We start from the raw sequence: 3,326 nt of genomic DNA on the forward strand, positions 1-3,326 counted from the left end.
TGCCGGCTGTTTTCCGGGAACCGCACAGGGACGCGAGCACACAGCCAAGACTTGGAGATTTGGTGTGTTGTTGGTCAAGCCACTCGGCCTATTAGTACCGGTCGACTCCACACATTGCTGTGCTTCCATCTCCGGCCTATCAACCCAATAGTCTGTTGGGGGCCTTACCCCACCGAAGTGGGAGGGAGTCCTCATCTGGAGGCAGGTTTCCCGCTTAGATGCTTTCAGCGGTTATCCTTTCCGAACGTAGCCAACCAGCCGTGCCCTTGGCAGGACAACTGGCACACCAGAGGTTCGTCCGTCCCGGTCCTCTCGTACTAGGGACAGATCCTCGCAAGACTCCTACGCGCGCAGCGGATAGGGACCGAACTGTCTCGCGACGTTCTAAACCCAGCTCGCGTGCCGCTTTAATGGGCGAACAGCCCAACCCTTGGGACCTACTCCAGCCCCAGGATGCGACGAGCCGACATCGAGGTGCCAAACCATCCCGTCGATATGGACTCTTGGGGAAGATCAGCCTGTTATCCCCGGGGTACCTTTTAGCCGTTGAGCGACACCACTTCCACACGTAGGTGCCGGATCACTAGGCCCAGCTTTCGCTCCTGCTCGACCCGTCGGTCTCACAGTCAAGCTCCCTTGTGCCCTTGCACTCGCCACCTGATTACCAACCAGGCTGAGGGAACCTTTGGGCGCCTCCGTTACTCTTTGGGAGGCAACCGCCCCAGTTAAACTACCCACCAGGCACTGTCCCCCACCCCGATAAGGGGCGCGGGTTAGACGGTCGAAACGACCAGAGTGGTATTTCACCAATGACTCCACCCGAACTGGCGTCCGAGCTTCACAGTCTCCCACCTATCCTACACAAGACATTCCAAACGCCAATGCCAAGCTATAGTGAAGGTCCCGGGGTCTTTCCGTCCTGCTGCGCGTAACGAGCATCTTTACTCGTAGTGCAATTTCGCCGGGCCTGTGGTTGAGACAGTGGGGAAGTCGTTACGCCATTCGTGCAGGTCGGAACTTACCCGACAAGGAATTTCGCTACCTTAGGATGGTTATAGTTACCACCGCCGTTTACCGGCGCTTAGATTCTCAGCTTCGACCACCGAAATGGTCTAACCGGTCCTCTTAACGTTCCGGCACCGGGCAGGCGTCAGTCCGTATACAGCGTCTTACGACTTCGCACGGACCTGTGTTTTTAGTAAACAGTCGCTTCCCCCTGGTATCTGCGGCCGCACCCAGCTCACGGAGTAAATCCGATCACCGGACACGGCCCCCCTTCTCCCAAAGTTACGGGGGCAATTTGCCGAGTTCCTTAACCACAGTTCACCCGATCGCCTTGGTATTCTCTACCTGACCACCTGAGTCGGTTTGGGGTACGGGCCGCCAGTACACTCGCTAGAGGCTTTTCTCGGCAGCATGGGATCACTCACTTCGCCTAAAACGGCTCGGCATCAGATCTCAGGATTAACGCCGTGCGGATTTGCCTACACGACTCCCTACATCCTTACCCCGGGACTACCATCGCCCGGGCTGAGCTACCCTCCTGCGTCACCCCATCGCTCACCTACTACCCGATCAGGTCCCAGGCTCCCCGACACCAGAATCACCCGAAGGATCATCTGGGCGGCTCGCGTGGTTAGTATCACGAGGTTCAGCGTTGGCGCGTACCGGCGGGTACGGGAATATCAACCCGTTGTCCATCGATTACGCCTGTCGGCCTCACCTTAGGTCCCGACTTACCCTGGGCGGATTAGCCTGCCCCAGGAACCCTTGGTCATCCGGCGGAACGGTTTCTCACCGTTCATTCGCTACTCATGCCTGCATTCTCACTCGTACAGCCTCCACCACTAGCTCACGCTGCGGCTTCACCGGCTGCACGACGCTCCCCTACCCAACCAGCTAACGCTGATTGCCACGACTTCGGCGGTGTGCTTGAGCCCCGCTACATTGTCGGCGCGGAATCACTTGACCAGTGAGCTATTACGCACTCTTTCAAGGGTGGCTGCTTCTAAGCCAACCTCCTGGTTGTCACGGCAACTCCACATCCTTTCCCACTTAGCACACGCTTAGGGGCCTTAGTCGATGATCTGGGCTGTTTCCCTCTCGACTACGAACCTTATCGCCCGCAGTCTCACTGCCACACTCTCACTCACCGGCATTCGGAGTTTGGCTGACGTCAGTAACCTTGTGGGGCCCATCGGCCATCCAGTAGCTCTACCTCCGGCGAGAAACATGTGACGCTGCACCTAAATGCATTTCGGGGAGAACCAGCTATCACGGAGTTTGATTGGCCTTTCACCCCTAACCACAGGTCATCCCCCAGGTTTTCAACCCTGGTGGGTTCGGTCCTCCACACCGTCTTACCGGCGCTTCAACCTGCCCATGGCTAGATCACTCCGCTTCGGGTCTACAGCATGCGACTCATACGCCCTCTTCAGACTCGCTTTCGCTACGGCTCCCCCACACGGGTTAACCTCGCCACACACCATAACTCGCAGGCTCATTCTTCAAAAGGCACGCCATCACGAACAGCAGTAAACTGCTGAGGACGCTCTGACGGCTTGTAGGCACACGGTTTCAGGTACTATTTCACGACCCCTCACCGGGGCACTTTTCATCTTTCCCTCACGGTACTTGTCCGCTATCGGTCATCAGGGAGTATTCAGCCTTACCACGTGGTCGTGGCAGATTCACACGGAATTTCACGGGCTCCGTGCTACTCGGGATACCACCCAAGAGGCAACACGATTTCGTCTACCGGACTCTCACCGTCTGCGGTCGGCCTTCCCATGCCGTTCGACTATCGAGCTGCTTTGTAACTCTTCGCCAGGGCAGCGGCCCTGACCGGATGGTCCCACAACCCCGACCGTGCAACGCCCGCCGGCTATCACACACGATCGGTTTAGGCTCTTCCGCTTTCGCTCACCACTACTCACGGAATCACTCTTGTTTTCTCTTCCTGCGGGTACTGAGATGTTTCACTTCCCCGCGTTCCCACCAACCTGCCTATGCATTCAGCAGGCGGCGACACCCCATCACGGGTGCCAGGTTTCCCCATTCGGAAATCCCCGGATCAAAGTCTGGTTGCCGACTCCCCGAGGCATATCGCAGGCTCCCACGTCCTTCATCGGCTCCTGATGCCAAGACATCCACCGTATGCCCTTAAAAACTTGAACCACAACACATGGCCCAAAACCAAGACAAACTGTGAACCACAGAAACTCCGAAACAAGTTCAGATATTTCCAGGCACTTAAATTGCTTTAAGATGCTCGCGTCCACTGTGCAGTTCTCAAAAAACAGACGGCCCCAGACGCAAACCCCCCA

The 3,326-nt window shown here is 57.1% G+C and carries 1 rRNA gene; it reads right to left on the bottom strand.

Going from position 1 to position 3,326, the window contains the following annotated elements:
* Positions 1–70: 70 nt before the first annotated feature.
* Positions 71–3,176: ribosomal RNA gene (locus tag C2865_RS00005) — 23S ribosomal RNA — on the bottom strand.
* Positions 3,177–3,326 lie beyond the last annotated feature (150 nt).

This window comes from Actinocorallia populi (genome assembly GCF_002995495.1).
GTDB lineage: Bacteria > Actinomycetota > Actinomycetes > Streptosporangiales > Streptosporangiaceae > Actinocorallia > Actinocorallia populi.